The sequence below is a fragment of the Chthoniobacterales bacterium genome (assembly GCA_035274845.1).
GTDB lineage: Bacteria > Verrucomicrobiota > Verrucomicrobiia > Chthoniobacterales > UBA10450 > AV80.
Window position 1 is genome coordinate 218,091 of record DATENU010000022.1, and the last position, 19,572, is coordinate 237,662.

Consider the following 19,572-nt stretch of genomic DNA (forward strand, 5'->3'; position numbering starts at 1 on the left):
TCACAGCACCACCTCCGTCCCCACTCCAGCGTCCGTAAAGATTTCCAAGAGGATCGAGTGCGGGACGCGGCCATCGACGAATTGCACCTTCTCCACGCCGCTCTGGATTGCGGCCACGGCGCTATCCACCTTGGGGATCATCCCCTCGCCCACGATCCCGCGCGTCTTCAGCTCGGGCACTTCACTCGCACTCAGGTGGCGCATCAGGGAATCTGGGTCGTTCGGGTCGCGCAGCAACCCGGGAACGTCGCTCATGAAAACGAGCCGGCGCGCCCAGAGCGCGATTGCCGCCCGGGCCGCGGCGACATCGGCATTGCAATTGTAGATGCGGCCATCCTCGCCCCGCGCGGTCGGGCTGATTACCGGGGTGAGCCCGCGCCGGATGCATTCCCGCAACGGCGCCACGTTCACGTCATAAACTTCGCCGACGTAGCCAAGGTCGATCTGGCTGCCGTTCTCGTCGTTAGGCCAGAATTTCCGGCAGCGAAAGATTTCCGTGCCGGCAAAGCCCCGGGCCCGGCCGCCCAGCTCTTCGATCGCTCGGACGATTTCCGGATTGATCTCACGGGAAAGAACTTCATCCACGACCTGCACGGTCGCTTCGTCGGTGACCCGCTGGCCTTGGAGAAACGTGGTCGTCAGGCCCGCTGACTCGAGCGCACGAGTCACGGCTTTGCCACCGCCGTGCACCACCACCGGGTTGATCCCGACAGCTTCCAAGAACACGATTTCGCGCGCGACCCGATGACGTTCCGCCGGGTCGGGCGAATCCATGAAGCTGCCGCCGTATTTCACGACGAAGACCTCGCCGCGAAACCGTTGAATGTATGGCAATGCTTCGAGGAGCGTTCCGGCTTTGGTGATGATTTCCTGCATGGCCCCGCATTAACCACCGAGCGAACTCGGATCGCTCAAATCGCCCTTGTTAAACTCCACGTACTCTTCCGTCAGATCGCTCGTGTAAAGGACGCAATCATGGCGGCCGTTGTTCAGGAAAATATGAAGATCGAACTCGGGCCCGGCCACGATGGCTCCGAGCGTCTGCAACGCGACGCGAGTCGGTTGCCCGCGGCGAACGGCAAACGTGACCTTCTTCTTCCCTGGCCGGCTGTAGCCTACGTCCACTTTGCTCTCGTCGACCTTCGCCGGGGAATAGCCCATCGCGCACAGGATGCGGCCCCAGTTCGGATCGCCGCCGAACCAGCTCGTTTTCACCAGCGTGCTGTTCGCCACGGAGCGCGCGACCGCCTCGGCGTCAGCCGCCGTTCGAGCTCCATGGACGCGCAGGATTATGAAACGCGTAACGCCCTCGCCATCGCGCACGATCATCTTCGCCAGCTCAAGCGTTACAAAGTTGAGCGCTTGTTGAAAAAGCCCGAGACCCGCCGGCCCATTGCCAGCCAAACCATTCGCCAAAATCAGCACCGTATCGTTGGTGCTCATGTCGCCATCGACCGTGATACGGTTGAAGCTTTGCGCGACGGCGCGCTCCAAGGCAGTTTTCAAATCGTCGCTCGCAATCGCCGCGTCGGTCGTCAGGAATCCGAGCATCGTTGCGTGCGGCGCCATCCCTGGCTGAATCATTCCAGCGCCTTTGCAAATTCCACCGATTCGAACGGGAACGCCGCCAAGCTCGAACTCAACGGCGATCTCTTTCCGGCGCGTGTCGGAAGTCATGATCGCTTCGGCGGTTTCGCGAGCGGCCTCCGGGCTGCGCGCCAGTCGCTGCGCGGCATCCAGAATCCCGCGCTCCACATTCGCCATCGGCATCGGCACCCCGATCCGGCCCGTCGACGCGACGAGGACGTCCTTCGGGGTAATTTTCCTGTAGCGGCGGTCTCTGACCGTCGACCGATCGCCAGTAATTTTATTTCGGCGGTCAGAGACCGCCGCTACAGCGGACGCCGTCCAGCGCGTCATTTCCTGAGCGTCGGCCAACCCACGAGCACCCGTGCATGCGTTGGCGTTTCCGGAATTGACCACAATGCCCCGCACGAAGCGACGGCGGCAATTTTTCGCGCTCACTTTTACCGGCGCCGCGCAAACCTGGTTGGTGGTGAACATCCCGGCGACCGCCGCCGGAATATCGGAGACAATCAACGCGAGATCGCGCTTCCGGCCTTTCTCCGAGCCTTTGCCGGTCCCGAGCCGCTTAATGTCGCAAAAAACGGCGGCGGCCTTGAATCCGCGAGGGGCGCAAATCGAGCCGTCAATTTTTCGGAACGAGTCCTTCACAGCAATCCCGCGGTCTGCTCGTAACCGCGCATCAAATTGAAACATTGGATCGCCTGGCCGCTGGCGCCTTTGAGCAAATTATCCTCGGCGCTCATGACGATGAGGCGGCCCGTGCGTGGATCGTGGCGCCAGGCGATTTCGATGACGTTGGAGCCGATGACGTTCTTCGTATCAGGCAAGGCCTTCTCTCCCAGCAGGCGAACAAAAGGAGCGTCCGCGTAGGCGTTCTGGAACGCCGCGCCGATGCGTTGTCCGTCCGTCGGCGTGAGATAGAGAGTCGTGAGGATACCGCGATTCACCGGGACCAAATGGGGCGTGAATTGAATCTTGATCGAGCTTCCAGCTGCGATCGACAATTCCTGCTCGATCTCGGCCAGATGCCGATGTTTCGGCACGCCATAGGGCCGGACGCTTTCGTTACATTCCACAAAGAGATAATCGAGCTCAGCCTTCCGGCCGGCTCCACTCACCCCGCTCAGGCTCGAAGCGATGATGCTGCCCGGCTCGATCAATTTCTCTCGCAGGAGCGGGATCAACGGCAAAAGAATACTCGTCGGATAACAACCCGGGCAGGCGATCAAGCGCGCCTCCCGAATCTTGTCCGAATAAATCTCCGGCAAGCCATAGACCGCGCCGTCGAGCAAATCGGGCGCGCCGTGTTCGTGACCGTAGAACTCCCGATAGATTTCCGGGTTTCTGATCCGGAAGTCCGCGCTGAGATCGATGACGCGCGCGCCCAGTTGCAGAAGCGGCGCGGCGAACTCGGCCGCCACGCCATGGGGCAAAGCAAGGAAGACGACCTCGGCGTCGGCGCTCAACTTTTCGGCGGATGGTTCGCTGAACCGGACCGAGTGCGCGGCGGAATGCAAACCAGTGCGCGGGAAAACGTCGGCGACACTCCTGCCCGCAAACTGCCTCGAGGTACAGGCCACGAGCTCCGCGCCCGGATGCCGCAAAAGCAGCCGGACCAGCTCCTCGCCGGTGTATCCGGAAGCGCCCACCACCGCGACCCTGGTTTTCATTGCGCGCAATGCGTATTCCGTCTCGCGGGGATTGCAACGAAAGATTGCGTTGGTAGGGACGTCGCGCTGCGGCGTCCGCCCAGCGAACCACTCTGGGCGCACTACCGCGGACGCCGCAGCGCGGCGTCCCTACCATTCGGAATAGACTTCACGTGCCGAATCGGCCCCGCTAATCTGCCCCCATGGAGTCGCTTTATCTCGTCGTCATCGCGGTCGTTGCCCTGGTCGCTTTTATCCTCTGCATCATTGTCTTCCGGTTCTTCAATTTTTGGCTTCGGGCCCGGCTCGCCAATGCGCCCGTGGGGTTATTCAAGATGTTTGGAATGAGCCTGCGAAAGGTGCCGGTCGGAATGGTGGTCGACAATCGCATCACCGCCGTCAAAGCCGGCATTGATATCCCGAGCGATCCGCTCGAGGCGCATTACCTCGCGGGTGGTGACGTTAACCAGGTGATCCTCGCCCTGATTGCGGCGGACAAGGCCGGCATTTCGCTCGACTACAATCGGGCCTGCGCGATCGACCTGGCGACGAAAGGCACCGGCAAAACCGTGCTCGAAGCCGTTCGCACCAGCATCAATCCGAAAGTGATCGACGTGCCCAACCCGAGCATGGGCCGGCAAACGATCGATGGCGTCGCAAAGGATGGCATCGGCGCGAAGGTCAAAGCGCGGGTGACTGTCCGCTCGCATCTGGATCGCTTCGTCGGCGGCGCCACGGAAGAGACGATCATCGCCCGCGTCGGCGAAGGCATCGTGAGCGCCATCGGCTCGGCTGATTCCTACAAGGATGTGTTAGAAAATCCTGATCGAATTTCCAAAGCGGTCCTGGCCAAGGGACTCGATAGCAACACGGCCTTCGAGATTCTTTCCATCGACATCGCGGACGTGGACGTGGGCGACAACATCGGGGCGAAATTGCAGAGCGAACAGGCGGACGCCGACAAGCGAATTGCGCAGGCGAAGGCAGAGGTCCGCCGCGCCGCCGCGGTGGCGGTGGAGCAGGAGATGCGCGCCAAGACCCAGGAAATGCGCGCCAAAGTGGTGGAGGCGGAGTCGCTCGTTCCGCAGGCCATGGCCGACGCGTTTCGTTCCGGCAATCTCGGCATCATGGATTATGTGCGGATGAAAAATGTGCAGGCCGACACCACGATGCGGGAGTCGATCGCGGGCGGCGACAAACCGCGGACGGAAGGCACCTGAGAGCAATGAGTCACGCTCTCCAAACTCTGGCGGCCAATATCCTCGATCATCCCTGGCTCATTCTTATTTTCGCGGCCATCGGATTCATCCAGTGGCTCGCGAAAAAAGGGAAAAGCTCGGAGAATGTTTCGGAACCTCCGCCACCGCCGTCTGAGCCGCTTCCGCGCAACAATCCGCAATCGGAAGAGGAACGGATCCGCCGTTTTCTGGAAGCGCTAGGTCAGCCCCGCGGCGCCCACCCGCCGCCCCCGGTCGCTCGACGACCAACGGTGCGTGGAGCGATGCCTCATGTGCCGCCTCTACCCTCGCCCCTTCCGCGGCTTAAGACTGTCCCTCCGCCGCTGCCCGCCGCCGTCGAACCGCCGCCAATGCCGCAACGATCGGAGCCGCAAATCCCCAGGCCAGTGCCAGTGAGCGAACTCAGCTTCGAAATCAGGCGGCCCGGCGAAGTCGATGATCCATCTCGGCGCTCTGGCAAGGTCGCGCAGCCTGACCTCTCCACTTTAGCGGGCCGGTTGAAGACGACGCAAAGCCTGCGCGACGCTATCGTCTTGCGCGAAATTTTCGGACCTCCGCGCAGCTTGCAGCCGATTGACCTAACGAGCGGATTGTAATCGACGCGAAGACACGCTGTTGTAGCGACGCCGCTCTGTCGGCGTACGGAAGCCGAAATACAGGCGGCGCGTTCTTACGGCGACAGAGCGCCGTCGCTACAGCTACAGAAAACGAACGCGAATGCGCGTTTCTGCTCGACGACCTGTCGCAGGGTCGATTGCGATCAGTTGATGCTCGCCTTCGGCAGCGAGGGCGAAATCAGCCCCTCCCTCAGAGCGGCAAGCCAGCGAATCACTTTGCCACTGCACTTTGCCGGCTCCAAAAGCCCGAAGCGGAATGCGCTGCGTGGAGGGGACGTCTGGGTCGACCACGTAAACACTTCCCGGCAGTGGCGAAGTGATCCGCAAATCGTCACCACCCGAGGCGAGGACCGCGTGGTCCCGGACAATGTTCTCCGCGCTCCGAAACCAATCGGCGTACTCCGGCCCTAGCTGGACCTTTCCGGACGCGTCATAGTCCGCCGGCGATTCGGGAGAGGGAAGCCGATCGACTACAAATTTCTCGCGCAACCCGCGAGGGTCCAGATCGGCGAGCAATTTTCCGGTAAGGGGATGGATGGTCCGGTCGACAATTCCGGCCGGGGCGCGGTACCAGCTCGTGCCGCGGCTCGCATGCAGATAATCGAACACCGCATGCAGAATTGGCCCGGCCCCAGTCACGCCGGAAACCTCGCGCATGGGCGCGCCGTCGAAGTTGCCCACCCAAACGCCGACCGAAAATTCCGGTGTGAAACCAATGGTCCAGTTATCGCGAAAATCGGTGCTCGTCCCGGTTTTGCAGGCGACGGGGTAATCGAAGCGCAGCGCCGAATTCATTCCAAAAGCAAGGGTGCGCGCGGAATTGTCGCTCAGGATATCGGCAATTTGCCAGACGAGCTCCGGGCGGGAATACCGCCGGGGCGAGGATGGGGCATCGGCCAGGACCCGCCAGGGCCGGTATTCGCCAAGGCGCGCCAGGCTCGCGTAGGCGTTGGTTATTTCGAGCAGGCGTCCCTCGCAGTTTCCCAGGGTCAGGCCGAGGCCGTAAACTTCCGGGGGCCGGTTCAGAGTCGTTAGACCGCACTCGCGCAAGCGCTCATGCAAGGCGGCCGGCCCTCCCGCGGCCAGCAGCACTTTCACCGCCGGGATGTTCAGCGAACTGGCCAGGGCCGTGCGGAAACGGACTGGCCCGTAACAACGCCGATTGTAGTTTTCCGGCCGATAAAAACCGCCTTCCGCCGGGAAACTCGTCCGCACGTCGGCTACCATCGTCGCCGGGGTCGCACCGCGCTCGAGCGCGAGAAGATAGGTAAACGGCTTTAGCGCCGAGCCAGCCGACCGCGGGGCCCACGCCCCATTCACCTGCCCGGTGCCCGGCGCGAAGTAATTCTCCGAGCCGACGAGCGCAATGACATCGCCGCTGGCATTATCAATCACCACCACCGCGGTGTTGCGCACATTCTGCTCGCGCAATTGGGCCAGCCGCTCCCGCGCGATTTTTTCCACCTGCTCGTTCAGGCGAAAATCGAGCGTGGTTCGCAGTTCCGCGCGTGGCGTTTCCGGCAGCTGCTGGAGAACCATCTCGACAAAATGGGGCGCGCGAAAACGGCGTTGCGGCGGGCGCAGCGCAAGCGATTCCGCCAGCGCTCTCTCCTGCCGCGCCGAATCGAGCCAGCCATTCTCGCGCATCCGGCGCAACACGGTTTCTTCCCGGCGCCGCGCGGCCTCTGGCGCGAGGTGGGGATTGAGTTTCCGCGGGTTCTTCGGAAGCCCGGCGAGAAAGGCAGCCTCCGCCACGCTCAAATCCGAAACCGGCTTGTCGAAATAATAATCCGCCGCGGAAGAAAGGCCGAGGTTCAGATTGCCGAAGTCGAGGCGGTTAAGATACGCGACCAGGATTTGCTCTTTCGACCACGTTTGCTCGAGACGAAGAGCCGTAACGCTTTCGATCAATTTTGAGCGCAAAGTTCGCGGCCGGCGCTCGGAGATTTTCACCAGTTGCTGGGTGATGGTCGAAGCACCGGAAACGATTCGGCCACGAACCAACCCTTTGAGCGCGGCCCGCCCGGTCGCAATCCAGTCGACCCCATGATGCGAAAAAAACCGTTTGTCCTCGGCGGCCAGAATTGCGTCGATGACGTGGGGCGGCACTTCGTCCAGCGCGAGCTCATGGCTGAAGCGCTCGGCGACCCGCGCTTCCCTGAGCGGAATTCCGTTCCGGTCCAGCAAGGCGATGCTTTGAATCGGCGGCCGCAGCAAGACCGAAGGAAGAGGGACGAGCTTCAGCGCAAAATGCCCTGCAACCAGGAACGCGGCCAGCGTTCCAACGATCGATCCCGGGTAAAACCGAAGAGGCAAATGGCGACGCCAGAGTTTCACTTCAACGATTCCGTGTGGACACGGCTCGTCTCGGTCGTGCCCATTCGCTCGGGGTGATACATTTCTTCGATCTTCGCGGAGGGCGCGAGGGCGTCGCCGGCGGAGATGACCCGGGCCAGGTAGCGCAACTTGTATTGCCCCGGATAAAGCACGTCCGCAAAAAATAGAGCGCGATCGGTCCGCAGCTCGTTGTAATCGCTCACCCATTCCGTGCCCAGCGTTTCGCCCGCGACAACTTCCTGCGATTTGAAGACCGGGTTGATCGGTTCGAAAACTCCGGGAAGCGGATCGGCTACCGCGAGATAAGTCGCGCGGCGCGGGACTTGGATATCGAGCGTCACCAGGACGCGATCGCCCACTCGCAAATTCTCCGCCGGCCCCAGTTTTCCCTCGTCATCGAGCTTGGAATAACGGCGCGTAATTGTGTACCCGCGGTTCTGCCGCGGCTGCTCGACGAGCTTCGGCCGCGCTTCCGCCGTCATCTCAGTGTAAACCTTTCCGCCGGTCTTGCTGATTCGAATCGCCTCGGCGCTGCCGCCGCCGTCGATCGGGAACGACGAGGTCATCAGCGGCTTTGAGTTGCTGACCGAAAAAGGAACCACCGCCCGGTTCCAGCGAACTTCACCGCTCGCGTTCCGGTCGCCCGTTTCGATGGTGCGGACGTAGGTAGAAAGGGCGAGGACGGACCAGGCGTTCGCCTGGGTGGTGCTCCAATGCCCGTTGCTCCGGCGGGTGAACAACTCCACCGCCAGCTCGTCGACGCGCGGCGAAGCCGGCTGATGAAGCGTCCACGCCATGAGATGAAGCGCGTTTTCGCGGGCGACCGAACCGAAGAACTCGTCCAGATAACCGTCGGTCGCCGCCGCCGGTTTCAACAACTCGTCGACCATGTTTTTCGGTCCCTTGCTCTCGAGGACGGCCAGCGCCACCAACGCGCGATCTTCGGCCGAAAGCTGGGCGCGTTTTTGAAACAGCAAATCGTGATAGGCTGCCTCCGGTTTCCCGGCGATCGCGAGTGCGTAGACGGCGAGACAACGATCCGATAACCGGTAACCGGTCGCGTCCGTCGCCGTGCCGCGCAGTTGTTCGCTCAGGTAACCAAGCAGCTTCTTCATTTCCCCCGCCGGCACTTCGAATCGCTGCCTTTGCGCGAGGGCGAGGGCGAGACCGGCATACGCGCTCCCCCAGCGGCTGGCCTCGTTGCCGCCCGGCCAGTAACTCAACCCACCCGAGCTGGTTTGCATCGAAAACAGCTTGTCAATGCCTCGGCTCACCGCTTCGGTCACTTCCGCGTCGCTCTTGTTCAGCTCGGGAACCGCCGCGCGCAGATCTCGCACCGTCAGCCACGGCAGCAGGCTCGATGTGGTCTGCTCGACGCAACCGTAGGGATAATGGAGCAATTGCCGGAGCGCCTCCCGGATCTCGGTCACGCGCGTGTTGGCGACATTGACGTCGACTTTTCCGACGCCCTCGAGAATTTGCGGATCAGTCACGCGGCCCAGCTCGGAGTCGTTCGTCTCGATCCGCTTCGTTTGGACTTCGCGGACGAGTGGCGCCGGGTAGTTGACGTCGAGTTCGGATTGCAGCGCGTCGGTCAATTCACCGCTCTGGCCGCCGTTGAAGCGGGCGCTCCAGCGCCATTGCGCATGACCAGTGGCCACGAATTCCGCCGGGAAATCGATTGGGACCGATCCCCTCGCCGGAACCGTGAGGTGGCGTTTCGTCTCCGCAGCCTTCGCGGTCGGATCGAGTTGCAACTCAACCTCCGCTTCGCCGGCCGCGTCGGTGTTGTTATGGAGAACGGCTCGCAAGGTGAGTTTGTCGCCGACGTTGCCAAACCGCGGCAGCGACGCCTCGATCATTAACGGCTTATTGATCTCGACCGCGGACTCGGCGGTCCCGAATTGGTTCTGCCGCGACGCCGCGACCGCGATGATGCGGTAACGCGTCAGGCTGTCCGGCGCGTTGAACTCGGCGTGGACGTGCCCCTGCGCGTCCGTCCGCAGGGCCGCGTTCCAAAATGCGAGCGCGAGGAAATTCTTCCGTAACCCATCCATCGCCGGCGGGCCGCCCTTGGCGTCGCCGATCAGGTAACCTTTGTTCGCGAAATCGGAGTCGTCGACGTCTTCCTTCAACAGCGTCGGCAAGGTGAGGCTCGTGAACACGTTGAGCTTGCGGCGTTGATTAAAGAAACTGAGCGGATCGGGCGTTTTGTAACCGGTCAAAGAGAGAACGCCTTCATCTACTGCGTAAAGGACGACCTCTGAGTCGGCGGCGGCCTTGCCGGTGGCGTCGCGGACATCGGCGTCGAGCTGGATTTTTTCGCCCGGCTTCGCGGTCGCGCCGCTGGATTTCACGGTGACCGCCAGTTTGTCTTTAGGCCGGACCACTTTCACTTCGCAATAGCCGATCCGGTATTCCGGCATCTTGATTTTCTTTGGACTATCGTTCGCGCCGCGCAGGAGCATCACGGAGACGAAAACGTTCGGGGCATCGGCGTCGGTCAACGGCACCTGGACCGATGGCGCGTTGCCAGTGAGCTGGGTGACGAAGGAACGCAGGACCTTGTCGCGCTCGATCGTCACCAACGCTGCGCCCGCGATCGGCGTCTTAACCAGAATCGTTGCCGTCTGTCCCGGCTCGTAGCTTTCCTTGTCCGTGACGAGATCGACCGCGTACGGGTTCCGATAATTCCAAACCGTCTCGGCCGGTCCGGCGACCTGGAAAGTAGTGGAGGTGAGAATGTCGCGGCCTTGCGCGTCTTTGCCGGCGACTTCGAGCAGATACTGGCCGGGTTTTCCTGCCAGCACATCCGCCAATGTCGCCACCTTCGGTTTCCGATCGGAGCCTGCACCTGGCGTCGTCGTGAGCTCGCGCTCCCATTCCACATGCCGCTCCGCTTTGCTCTCGAACTCCGTGGTGTCCCCCGCTCCCGCGAGGCGATTCGTCTGCCACGTGATTCGGGTCAGGCGCACCGTCGATTTCACCGGCGCGGGCAATGGCTTTCCGTCCGGGGCGACGGCGATCAACTCGACCGGCACCTTGTTGCCTTCCTTGTACATGGGGTCGAGCCGGCGCAGTCCAAAATAATAATCCGAGCTGTGCTGCACGAAGGAACGCGATTCCGAAACGGTCTGCTGGCTGATGTCGGTCACTTCGCAAATTAACTTCGCCGCGCGCGGCTGCGGGGCGTTTGGGTTCATCGGCAATTGCGCCGTGATCTTCACCGTGCCGTCAGCCGCGAGGTCGGCGGTCCCCTGATCATTGAACTGCGAAATCCGGTCGAGCGCCTTGTTCAGCTGGAAATCGTCGATCCCATTGCCGAAAGCGAAATCGGAAAGCCCTTCCGGCCGGAATGCCTCGTCGCGCGCGACGAGCGACCAGGTGAGCTTCGCTTTCGAGAGCGGCTTGCCCATGAAGTATTTCGCCGTGATTGGCAAATCGAGCGCGAGCGGGCCGGTGGCGCTCGGCGGCGCCGGGATAAGGATTTCGAATGCGTTCGGTCGGTACTCCTGCACCTGGAAATCGCAGTTGCCGCTGAACCGGTGCGTCTTTTCCTCATCCGCGACCGACACCCGATATTTTCCGAGGCTGCCCACGGGAATCTTTATCTCCTGCGCGAACGATCCGAACTCCGACAGCGTCACCTTTTCCTTGAACACTTCGCGATCTTTCGCGTCCTCCATCTTTACGACGAGCGTCTGACCAGCAGGCAACGTCGATTGATTCTCGTTCAGGTTCCGCGCGATTCCCTTGAGATGGACTACGTCGCCAGGCTTATAAACTCCGCGCTCGGTGAAGAGAAATATCGAGCTCAACTCCGGCTCGTCGCCGTAATCATCCGTGACCCCGAGCCGGTAGAGCGGAACCGAAGCATCGCCCGCGTTGATCGCGATCAGGTAGCTGTCGCCTTCGCGTTGCGCGAAGACCCAGCGCGCGTCGCTCGAATACGGCAAGCGCGCGCCTCCCTGGGCGTCGGTCACCGCTTCGCCGATCTGTTTTAACTCGGTATCGATGAGCCGAAGCTGAACATTTGGGAGCGACACTCCGGTCGTCAGCGAAAAGAGGTGGAGCGTCAGTTGCTTGAAATCGTTCTTCCAAACCGAGCCGATGTCGGTGAGCTGAATCACCGCCTGGGTGCCGACACGCTCCCTGCTCGCCGCGACGGCATCGATCGATTCGGCCGTAAGCAAAACGGCGCCGGTCTTGTTCTCGCCCAGGATTTCATCCCAGCTTAACGGGACGATCTCCTGCTTATCGACGGCCGCAGCCGTATTCAGTTCGCGCTCCCAGATGACCTGTCCGGGCAGTTTCTCGACATCGACCCGGCTATACATTTCGTCCGCCGGCCGGCCTTCGGTAAACTCTTCGTACTTATCGTAGGCCTTAAGCGCCACCGTCATGTTGTCGCCAGTGAACAAACGAGCTGTGACCTTGACCCGCGGGACGTTGATCGACAGAAGCCGAAAACGCCGGGTTCCGGCGCGGTGCTGGCTCGTCGAAAAGTCTTCGAAATAAAGCCGGGGCGCGACCTGCTTGAAGGTCAAGTCGTTCGTCTGGCCGCGCTCCAGCTTGAACGGCTCTCTCGCCATCAGGCCCGGTTTGGTCGTCACCCGATACTTCGGGCCGAGCGCAAAATTGCCCTTCAACGTCACGTAACGCCCATCAACTTCCGCTTTGAGTTTCTCCGGCGCCGGGGAGACGGAGATCCAGCGCAAAACGGTTTCTTCGGTCACGTCCGCCGCGAGCAGCTTCGAAAACTCGATGATGATCCGTCGTCCGGCGATCCGGTTGCTTTCCGCCGCGATGCTCGCAATCACGAACGGCTTCACCCGGCCGATCTCAATTTCCTTTTTTACAGGGAGGGCTGTTTTCCATTGCATCGCCGGGAGCCCGGCGTCGATCACGAGCTTCCAGCCATTGCCCGGTGGAAGCGGCTTTGGCGCTGAAATCAGGAGAATGTTCTTGCGCAGCGTATGCGGCTTATCGCTGTCCCGCTCGGAAAACTCTCCCTCCGGTTCCGCCGCCTCCGGTTTCTCTCCCCACGCGGCCAGGGATCGATCGTCGCTCTGGTAAGGGTAAAATAAACGGTCGCGGTCCTTCGGATCGTCACCCTGGACTCTCGCCTCTATTTTTGTGCCGGCGCCGTTGACGAAGTGGATGAATTTCGCGCAGGCAGCCGCGTCAACATTGGCATTAAACAGAAGGAGGAAACGCGGATTGGCCGGCGCATCTTCCGGATCTGAGGGGCCGAGGGTGGAAAGACCCTTCACCCGCAACGGCGGCGTCTCCACGGTCTCCCGCAGGCTCGACTTCACCTCGCGCCCCGCCGCATCCTTCAGTCCCGGCCGAAGCGAAATCTGATACTTCGTCCCGAGCGGCAGAGTTCCCCTGGGCGTAAACGTCCCGCTGCGGGTGCTCAGCCACACGAACTGACCTTCGACTGACGGGGCAAGAACAAGCGGCGAAACCGTCGCCGGTTTTCCGATTTGATCGGCCGGCACCATTTCGGAAGCGAATCGCAGCTCGAAGGTGCTCGTCGAGTCGAGCCGCCGGGAAGGCAAAAGGAGCTGCACCGCACGATCTTCGGCGAATGCGCTGGTGACAAGAAGGAACCCCAGCGCGAGCCAAAATGAACGAGTCATATTGGAAGCGAAGAGTAGCACGGCGAGCCGCGGTTGCTTCAACTGAAATCGCAAGTCATGCGGGCGATCGGTCGATTAAGACAAACGAAGCGGATGGATTTCTAATCCATACCACGAAGGCCATGCTGAAGAAAACTAGGGGAATACACGTTAGATTCAAAGATCAAGAGCAGATTCTTCACCGGAGTTTGAGGAAGTGAATTATGCTGATGACGCCGCAAGCCAGCGCAGCGTAGGCGGATGCCTGCATGTATGGATGGATCGAGTATGAAAACCCGTGAATGTCAGCATACATCCGCGACAAACCAAGGACAATCGTTACATACATGAAGTACCCGTGCCAGTTCGTCGAAGGCCGTATCTGCTCGATTTTGGGTAGATTCTCAACATATAAGACTCGCGTCACATACAGCGTTATCTCGCGAACAATCAGGGCCCAACTGACCAGCGGATCCAGAAAGCCCTGTACGCTGAAGGCAATAATGATGGCCGCGTAAAAAGACTTGTCTCCAAGACTGTCCCAAAGGCGCCCTTGTATTGAAGTCACGTGCAATCTTCGTGCAAGAAAGCCGTCAAAAACGTCGGTCGCCAGTGCCACTAAACAAAGTGCAATTGACACATAAAGGAGGGTAGCACTTCTCTGAAAACAGAGCACAAATAGCAACCCGAGGCCGATGCGCGATAGGGAGAGAGAGTTTACGAGACTTCTCGGAGCAATGATGATCCAAGATTTGTCGGTAAACGGAGCGGATCGCACCAACAACTGTGGCCAACTTTTTTCTAAAGGGTCACCTCTCATTTGTATTTCTCACGATTAGAATGGAGGCCAGAAAAACAAGCCAAGTTGCGATACAGATGGCAACGTAATTCCGCCAGCGCCATATCCGCAAACTGTCTGGAACGGTAAGCGACGATAATGTTATCTTACCCTCTCCTAGTTTAAAAAGAGTCGCAGGAAGAACGGCGATGGCCTCTCTCTTCCGCTTGCCGCGTGACTCGCTGCCAAAGGATTCGCTGTCAAATTGAGGAGCGAAGTCGCGGCCAGTGAATCGAACAAGGGCCACAGCCCAGTGGTTAATATCCGCTTCAGTGCAATTGTCAGTTTTGTTGTTTTCTAGAACGCTCCTATAGCACTCGAGTGTTACATCGGCGTGGTCACGTACAGTGAAAATCTGGAGCACTACAAGTACCGCCGCTACCAACAACAATCCGAAAACCTTTTCGGGGTCAATAGCTTTCAATAACTCAGGAGTCAGAATACACTGCCCAGCAAACGCAAAGAAGGTGAAGTTTAATATCAGCGGGTCTGGATCGGACTCTGCGAAGGAGCGGACGGCCCATGCTAACAGGGCAATCAAAATTACGGCACCGATGAAGGGCAGCGAGCCAACAAGTCGAGTCATAGTGATTCCGTTTGGGAGGGGCCGTGAGTGAACGAAATAGAGTAGAAACCGGCGTAAGCAATTATCACCCGTCGCAATGTCTTGCCAAGCCAGAACCGGGAATAAATATTTGGCGAATCCAATTTTCACCGAACCCACGAGTGCTGAAACGGGGTCGAACAATGGATTTCGTATACTCGCGAGATTAAATAAAGACACTATGTGGTTGTCACGCGAGATACGACTAAAACGCCAATTTCCGAAGCGCTTAGATTCGTCCAACCCCAAAGACAAAAGGAGTATTCGAACAGATAGTCAGATGGTTCACCTCTAGCGCCCAGTTCCTCCGGCAACGCCAACCCACAGGGATGAAAAATGTTGCAAACTGAGAAGCGCCCTGCAAATGGGCGACCCGCTGTTGATAAGACAATTGCGAGCATTCCTTTGCAGCAATGATGCTAGCCACTCCGGGACCCGGGCGGCACGAGGGGGTGCCGTCTCCATGGAGCCGGCCTGCCATCAGGCCGGTGAATGCACGTCACTCCGCAATTTCACTTGCGCGCGCCGGATCCAATGCGAAACGGTAGCGGCACCAGCCGGCGTGGCGGAACTGGCAGACGCGCTGGACTCAAAATCCAGTACTCGCAAGAGTGTGTGGGTTCGAACCCCTCCGCCGGTAGGAAGAACTTTCTGGCCTAAAAAGGTCGCACCGCCAGGATTTTACTCTCGGGCGGTGCGGAAAAAACTGGAGCTGGGCTCGGCTCAGGACCCGAGCAGTTGCTTATCCCTGCGGATTGTAGGCATTCTCCTGCATCTTCTTGAGCGAATCATTGCTCAAGGTCGTTCGGGTCTTGTTGATCTTGGCTTCGGCTGAATCTTCCTCCACCCAATGACCAGGCATGTTGCTGTTAATCGCCCTGGGAATCCAAACCATTTTCTTCCCGTTCTTATTAACCGCGCCATTCGCTTCGGCGGCCACTTGCCCGGTGATATTCATGCCCGCGCCCACATCCACCTTCAAGGCCACGCCCCCGCCGGCAAGTTTTTCTCCGGCAATGGCGTTAGCCGCCACCTTCTTCTTTCCCGCGGAAACGACGACCGCATAAAAATTGCCTTTCACGGCCCCACTCGTCGATCTCAACTGGACCACATAGTTACCGGGCTGGAGTTTCGTCGTCGCGAAGGAGCCAGCCGAATTGGTGTTGCCTTTGAAGGCAGCTTTGCCGCCGGCATCAGAGACAGTCACGCTGATCGGCGGAACTGCGCCATATGCCATCGAGCCAACGATAACCAGGAGAGCCGTCACAACGTTGCGGATTATATTCTTCATTTGCAGGAATAGTATGGAAGCGTAATCGGTGCGCCAAGCTCAAAAAAGGGTCGCACCGCCAGGATTTTACCCTCTGGCGGTGCGAAAAAAAACTTGAAGTTGGGTCCCAGATTCAGGACCCGATCGATACTCAGTTCCCTTGGGGATTGACCGCTTTCTCCTGCATCTTCTGGAGATCGCTGTTGCTCAGGGTAGTGCGGGTCTTGTTGATCTTGGCTTCGGCGGAATCTTCCTCCACCCAATGTCCGGGAACATTGCTGTCGACCGCCTTAGGAATCCAAACCATTTTCTTGCCGTTCTTGTTAACCGAGCCATTCGCTTCGGCGGCCACTTGCCCGGTGATATTCAAGTTAGCTCCAACGTCCACTTTCAAAGCCACGCCGCCACCGGCCAATTTCTCTCCCGCAACCGCGTTGGCCGCGACTTTCTTTGTGCCCGAGGAAACGACGACTGCGTAATGATTACCTTTCACAGCCGGGCTCGACGATCTCAATTGGACCACGTAATTGCCAGCTTGGAGTTTTGCCGTAGAGAACGCGCCAGTCGAATTAGTCGTACCTTTGAAGGCGGCTTTTCCGGCGGCATCGGATATGGTCACGCTGATCGGCGGAACCGGGGTCGCGCCATACGCCATCGAGGCGACGATGAGAGTTATCAGGGTGCTGCAAATTATGTTCTTCATTTGCAGGAATAATACCGGACGCTTCTCTCTTCGCCAAGCCGAAAAACCGCCAGAGGCCATTATTCTTGCTGGTTCGGCGGTCCGGCGCCAACAAACCCGAAAGCGGCCATAAGCGCCTCTCTTCTAAACGATTGCCTCGACGAGGGTGTTGGATTCCGCCTCAACGTCTTCGTCGTGGCGATTGAATTGCATGTCGTAAAGGCGGCGATAATAGACCGATTTCTCCAGTAGTTCGCGATGGGACCCAACGTCCTTGATCACGCCCTGGTCCATTACCACAATCTGGTCCGCCGAGAGGATGGTCGAAAGCCGGTGCGCAATCGCAATCACGGTGCGGCCGTGCGCCAGGGTTTCGAGCGCCATTTGAATCTGCTTTTCCGATTCGGAGTCGAGGGCCGAGGTCGCTTCGTCGAGCAGGAGGATGGGCGCGTTTTTCAAAAGCGCGCGGGCAATCGCAAGCCGCTGTTGCTGTCCGCCGGAGAGCATGCAGCCCTTGTCGCCGATCGTGGTTTCGTAGCCCTGCGGCTGGGCGATGATAAAATCGTGGGCATAGGCTGTCTGGGCCGCCGCATACACCTCTTCCGGCGTCGCATCGAGCCGGCCAAATTGGATATTCTTGAAAATCGTGTCGTGAAACAAAAAGGTTTCCTGGGTGACGAGCCCGATCTGCTCGCGCAACGATTTCTGGGTGATGGACCGCAAGTCGTGGCCATCGAGCCGAACCGCGCCGCTGGTCGGATCGTAAAAGCGCAGGATTAACGAGAGGATGGTGCTCTTTCCCGCTCCGCTGGCGCCCACCAGCGCGTAACTTCTTCCGGGCTCGATCCGGAGCTGCAAATTCGAGACCGCGTTGGTAACGGTGTTCGCATAACGGAACGAGACGTCGTCGAACTCGATCAGCCCGCGGCAGTGCGTCAGTGGCTTCGCATCCGGCGCGTCTGTCACGGTGCTCTCGAAATCGAGGATGGCAAAAATCTCAGTCGTCGCCTGGATGGATTGCTGCATGACGATGTGAAGCCGGCTCAAGGTTTTGACGGGATCGTAAAGCAGGAAAATTCCGGCATTGAGCGCGATAAACCGCGCCGCGCTGAGATTGGCCGTATAAATGTAGAGCAAGGCCAAACCGACCCCGCAGGCGGCGAGCAGCTCGACGATCGGTCCGGTCGCTTCCATCGCCTTGATGACCCGCATGATATTTTCGAAGAGCAACTGGTTGCTGCGCACAAAAGAATTCTGCTGGTGCTTCTCCCGCGCGAAGGACTTGATCACTCGAATCCCCGCGAACGTTTCCTGCATCGTCATCACCATCTGCCCCAAATCTTCGTACTGATACTGGACCGACTTCCGGGCCTTGCGGCCGTAGAGAATGATCGGAACCAGGCAGACGGGAAACAACACCAGGGTTACGAGGGTGAATTTCCAATCCAGGTAGAGCAGAACCGCAAGGCCGCTGACGATGGCGACCGGCTGCTTGAACAGATCACTGCTGATGGTCGAGAGGGCCATCTGCATGCCGCGGGTATCGTTGGTGATCCGCGACATGAGAAAGCCCGAAGGCATCTTATTAAAGAAATCCATCGAGTGGCGCAGCATCTTGTTGAACAATTGGATGCGAACGTCGGTCACGACCCGGTTACTCACCCATTGCATCAGGACCGCGTTGCCATACGCGCACAAACTGCGCACACCCATGACCAGGGGGATGAGCAGACAGGTTAACAGGATCGAATTGATTTTCGGACCGGAATTCAAGAGCGACGGGTCTTGCGCTAATTGCTGAGCACTCGCCGGAGCGCCACCTTGGAAAACGGCGCCGGTCACTTTGCCGATGACCAGTGGGATGCAACCATTGGAGACACCGAAGGCGAAGCCGAAGGCCAGGCCCGCAATGAAGCGCCAGCGATACGGCTTTACGTAGGCAAAGAGCCGTTTATACGGCCCCCAGCCGACGCGGACCGTCTGCCAAAAGGACGGCTTTCGAGGTGCGGCTTGCGGTTCACTCATAGGGCACGGGCCGCCGGAGCCGACAGCAGGGCTTCCATAGCACCGATCACCGCCTCCGTCGAGATCTGGTTCATGGAAATGGCTCGCTGTTTCGGGTTGAATTCGGTCACGGGGACGCCGCTCTCGCCCAGGAGAATCAGCGCGTTGTCCGAGCGGGGATGCCAGTGGAACGGGTTGGTGGGCCCGAAGAGGACGACCTGGGGTGTATTCCAGGCCGCGGCGAAATGCATCGGCGCGGAATCGACCGTCACGAGGAGCCGCGCCCGGCGGACGATCGCCGCCAGGGTGAGAAGGGTCGTCTGGCCGGAAAGATCGAGCGGCTTGGTTCGCGCCGCCTTCTTAATGGCGGCGATTTGCGCCTGTTCGACAGAGGACCGGCCGCCGGTTAGAACGCAGGTCATGCCGGTTTCCTCGGCGCAATGATCCAGCACCTCGGCCCAGCGTTCCGCTTCCCAGAATTTCTCCGCCCGGGCCGACCCGGGGTGAAAGCAGACGAAATCGTCACCGGCTTCCGCCGTGCGCAAAAGCGCGTCGGCCTCGGTCGCGGTTTCCTTCGGCAAGTGAAGCCGGATGGCACGGGAGGGATTTTCGATCCCGAGCGGTTTCAAGAGCGCGAGATGATATTCGATCGTGTGGAGAAACCCGACCGGCGCTTCGACCAGCTCGTTGTAGCTGCGGGCCCGCAATTTTGTCCGCAGTTGGGGGTGATCGGCTGTGATCCGTTTCCGGGCCCCGGAGAGAAAGGTGAGGAAGGAGGAGCGATCGTTGCGGGTGAAATCGAGACAGTAATCGAATTTGCCGAGCGAGAGCGCGATCCAATCGAGCGCGTCATCGGTCTTGCCTCGCACTTCATAGACCTTGTCGATCCCACTGATCGCGGGCAGCAATTCCTTTACCGCCGCGGAGACGACGAGAGAAATCGACGCGTCCGGGAATTTTTCACGGAGCGCGGCAATGGCCGGAGTGGTGAGGATCAGGTCGCCGATCCGTTTGAGCTGGATGAGAAGAATATTCATTCAACCTCTTGCTCTTGCTCTTGCTCTTTCTCTTTCTCCTAAGCGGACTGTTCGGGGATCGATCACGAGCAGGAGCACGAGCATG

Annotated in this window: 13 protein-coding genes and 1 tRNA gene; 3 read left to right on the forward strand and 11 right to left on the reverse strand. The window is 59.7% G+C overall.

All coding sequences use genetic code 11. From position 1 onward, the window contains the following. From argB to argC, 3 genes are read right to left on the reverse strand one after another with little or no spacing between them, the layout of a single operon-like run. Positions 1-876: an acetylglutamate kinase gene (gene argB / locus VJU77_17105; protein ID HKP05071.1), complete on the reverse strand. Its 876-nt coding sequence runs from the start codon at positions 874-876 to the stop codon at positions 1-3. A 9-nt stretch (positions 877-885) separates the two neighbouring features. Then, positions 886-2,235 (reverse strand): bifunctional glutamate N-acetyltransferase/amino-acid acetyltransferase ArgJ, encoded by a 1,350-nt coding sequence (argJ, locus tag VJU77_17110; protein HKP05072.1) that lies wholly within the window; start codon positions 2,233-2,235, stop codon positions 886-888. Next, positions 2,232-3,257 carry an N-acetyl-gamma-glutamyl-phosphate reductase gene (gene argC, locus VJU77_17115; GenBank protein HKP05073.1) on the reverse strand — a complete coding sequence of 342 codons (1,026 nt, stop codon included), beginning with the start codon at positions 3,255-3,257 and terminating at the stop codon, positions 2,232-2,234. The genes argJ and argC overlap by 4 nt, the downstream gene beginning before the upstream one ends. Positions 3,258-3,439: 182 nt before the next feature. Here argC and floA point away from each other — a divergent pair, with 182 nt between their 5' ends. Further along, positions 3,440-4,456 carry a flotillin-like protein FloA gene (gene floA, locus VJU77_17120; GenBank protein HKP05074.1) on the forward strand — a complete coding sequence of 339 codons (1,017 nt, stop codon included), beginning with the start codon at positions 3,440-3,442 and terminating at the stop codon, positions 4,454-4,456. A gap of 5 nt (positions 4,457-4,461) precedes the next feature. After that, positions 4,462-5,070, forward strand: a complete 609-nt coding sequence (locus tag VJU77_17125) for a hypothetical protein (GenBank protein HKP05075.1) — start codon at positions 4,462-4,464, stop codon at positions 5,068-5,070. 102 nt (positions 5,071-5,172) lie between these two features. Here VJU77_17125 and pbpC read toward each other — a convergent pair whose 3' ends face one another. From pbpC to VJU77_17145, 4 genes are all read right to left on the reverse strand, one after another. Continuing rightward, a complete protein-coding gene (gene pbpC / locus VJU77_17130; GenBank protein HKP05076.1) occupies positions 5,173-7,428 on the reverse strand; it encodes a penicillin-binding protein 1C in 2,256 nt (751 codons plus the stop codon). Then, the gene (locus VJU77_17135; GenBank protein HKP05077.1) at positions 7,425-13,073 is read right to left on the reverse strand and encodes an alpha-2-macroglobulin family protein; all 5,649 of its coding nucleotides are present in this window, start codon (positions 13,071-13,073) and stop codon (positions 7,425-7,427) included. The genes pbpC and VJU77_17135 overlap by 4 nt, the downstream gene beginning before the upstream one ends. Before the next feature lie 178 nt (positions 13,074-13,251). Then, positions 13,252-13,872, reverse strand: coding sequence for a CDP-alcohol phosphatidyltransferase family protein (locus VJU77_17140; protein HKP05078.1), 621 nt, complete (start codon positions 13,870-13,872; stop codon positions 13,252-13,254). Then, positions 13,862-14,476 carry a hypothetical protein gene (locus VJU77_17145; protein HKP05079.1) on the reverse strand — a complete coding sequence of 205 codons (615 nt, stop codon included), beginning with the start codon at positions 14,474-14,476 and terminating at the stop codon, positions 13,862-13,864. The genes VJU77_17140 and VJU77_17145 overlap by 11 nt, the downstream gene beginning before the upstream one ends. 574 nt (positions 14,477-15,050) lie before the next feature. On the opposite strand from VJU77_17145, the gene VJU77_17150 reads away from it, so the two are divergent. Next, positions 15,051-15,134: transfer RNA gene (locus VJU77_17150), tRNA-Leu, on the forward strand. A gap of 102 nt (positions 15,135-15,236) precedes the next feature. Here the strand turns inward: VJU77_17150 and VJU77_17155 are convergent. From VJU77_17155 to rfaQ, 4 genes are all read right to left on the reverse strand, one after another. Then, complete coding sequence (locus VJU77_17155) at positions 15,237-15,785, reverse strand: hypothetical protein (protein HKP05080.1); 549 nt, start codon at positions 15,783-15,785, stop codon at positions 15,237-15,239. A gap of 130 nt (positions 15,786-15,915) precedes the next feature. Continuing rightward, entirely contained in the window at positions 15,916-16,467 is a 552-nt protein-coding gene (locus VJU77_17160; GenBank protein HKP05081.1) for a carboxypeptidase-like regulatory domain-containing protein, read from the reverse strand. Between the two features lie 123 nt (positions 16,468-16,590). Continuing rightward, a complete protein-coding gene (locus VJU77_17165) occupies positions 16,591-18,471 on the reverse strand; it encodes an ABC transporter ATP-binding protein (GenBank protein HKP05082.1) in 1,881 nt (626 codons plus the stop codon). Next, a complete protein-coding gene (rfaQ, locus tag VJU77_17170) occupies positions 18,468-19,487 on the reverse strand; it encodes a putative lipopolysaccharide heptosyltransferase III (protein ID HKP05083.1) in 1,020 nt (339 codons plus the stop codon). The genes VJU77_17165 and rfaQ overlap by 4 nt, the downstream gene beginning before the upstream one ends. Positions 19,488-19,572: the final 85 nt, after the last annotated feature.